The organism is Coleofasciculus sp. FACHB-712, from assembly GCF_014695635.1.
Lineage (GTDB): Bacteria > Cyanobacteriota > Cyanobacteriia > Cyanobacteriales > FACHB-T130 > FACHB-T130.
Genome location: NZ_JACJOQ010000268.1, coordinates 1 through 1817, shown reverse-complemented (window position 1 = coordinate 1817; position 1817 = coordinate 1). Strand labels below are relative to the sequence as shown.

Here is a 1817-nt window from a genome sequence, read left to right as displayed (position 1 = left end):
GCGGTCATCGTTAGGACAGTAGTGATCGTAAGACTGACATAGCTCAAACCTTTATTGAGCTGAGCCAGCCGTTGTACCGCCTCATCGACATACTGCACGTCATCTACCCCTGGTACTTTCCTCAGCTTCTGCGCCAAGACAGGTACTGCCTCAGAAGTCCGCGCCTTGACTTTCAGCTCATCCACCAGAGGATTCCCTTCGAGTTGCTGGGTGGCACCATCAATCTCTGACATTCCCAGCTCTTTGACCAAAGATTCCCAAGCTTGCTCTTTGGAAATGGTTTTTACATCGACCACTTCTGGCATTTTTCCCACGATTGGGGCAACAAGTTCCACCCGCGCTCCGGGATCTAAATATACCGATACTTCCAACTGGCTCCCAAATTGAGTCAGCAGGCGTTCTAGCTGCCAGGATGCCTGTAAACTCATGCCGAATAGGAACAGCAAAACGGTAACGGTACTGATTGCCGCCCAATTCATCCAACCTCCACGCCGCAATCCCAGGAAGGTTTCGCGCAGCAGGTAGTCTAGTTTGCTCAGGAATTTAAACACGAATTTTCTCCTCAACCACAGGCATCATCAGAGAGTTTATAGCATGGGTGTTCGATTCTTTGAAGAATAGATTTTAGAGCTGGATTAGATTCTACTCTCCCGAACTGCTCCCGCTTACCTTGAAAGTCTAAGACGTTGTAGTATTTGTAGTATGAAGGTTGATAATTATGCTTAAGTTATGAATCAGTATCGTTTTAAACGGTCATTCTCTACTGACTCCAGTTTAAGTAATAAGTTATTTGAATTGGTTGAAATCGTATTTCCTGGACTAGGGGAATTAACAGAATGCGGGAGAAAACTAGGTGCAGCTTGGGAAGATGCTTCAACTCCGTTTATTCGCTTCCATGAGGACATAGCTATTACCCATATAGGAGTGTTAGAAATTCCTATGCAAATTATGGGACAAAAGGTGAAAGTGGGGGGAATACATGGAGTCTGCACGCGGGCAGAATTTCGTAGGCGCGGCTACTACCGCGAAGTAATGGAGGAGGTGCTGGAATATTGCGATAAACGCTATGGAACGCTGGTATTGACAACACCGAACCCGGAGTTTTATACGCCTTTCGGCTTTCGGAAACTCGAAGAATACGTGTTTAAAATTAGATGGGATTCCCAGAGCGGCAGGGATAGTTTTAGAATCCTGAATTTTGATAATGACAAGGATTTAAAATTGCTACATAGACTGTTAGAAACGCGGATACCAGTTTCTAATATTGTTGGAATTGTGAAAGAGAAAGCCGTATTTTGCTTCAATGAAGGAAGTCGCCCTATATACTATGCAGAAGATTTGGATTTAATCGCTTGCATGGAGATAAAAGAGACTCAACTCCACCTTTTTGATATCGTGGCAACGCAGATATACCCATTGAAAGAAATTATCGACAGAATACCCCAAACCATTGAAGACATCACGATATACTTTAGCCCTGAACTTTTGGATGCAGGAGATATCAGGGCGTTTCCCCACGCATTTGATGAGACGGTGCTAATGGTGAAGGGGAAATTTGCGGCAGAGGGAGAAAAATTTATGCTACCGCGTTCGGCGCGTTGTTGATGAAAGTAGGTGTTGGGGAAGAGAGTAAGTGAGTTAAGTAGTAAGGGAGGCAACAACTGAGAACTGTTAAGATAAAAAAACTCCACCCATTGAACATATAAGCTGTATCTGCGAGCCAGAATGCTATGACGACTGAAGTTGCCGTCGAAAAGAAAAAGTTAGAAAAACCGCCATTAGAAATTCACTATATGGGCGATCGCGTCCTGCGTCAG

Annotated in this window: 2 protein-coding genes and 1 pseudogene; 2 read left to right on the top strand and 1 reads right to left on the bottom strand. The window is 44.5% G+C overall.

Annotated elements, in window-relative coordinates; all coding sequences use genetic code 11:
- Positions 1–551, bottom strand: a 551-nt coding sequence (locus H6F50_RS07465; protein ID WP_190428028.1) for a permease-like cell division protein FtsX, incomplete at its 3' end; no start/stop codon positions are given.
- Positions 552–729: 178 nt separating this feature from the next.
- Here H6F50_RS07465 and H6F50_RS07460 point away from each other — a divergent pair.
- Together H6F50_RS07460 and H6F50_RS26975 are read left to right on the top strand one after the other, a co-directional pair.
- Complete coding sequence (locus H6F50_RS07460) at positions 730–1605, top strand: GNAT family N-acetyltransferase (protein ID WP_190428026.1); 876 nt, start codon at positions 730–732, stop codon at positions 1603–1605.
- Positions 1606–1730: 125 nt separating this feature from the next.
- Positions 1731–1817: pseudogene (locus tag H6F50_RS26975) on the top strand (peptide deformylase); the annotation flags it as partial.

Coding starts and splice junctions, on each gene's coding strand:
- H6F50_RS07460 (WP_190428026.1), top strand. CDS start 730: ATGAATCAGTATCGTTTTAAACGGTCATTCTCTACTGACTCCAGTTTA.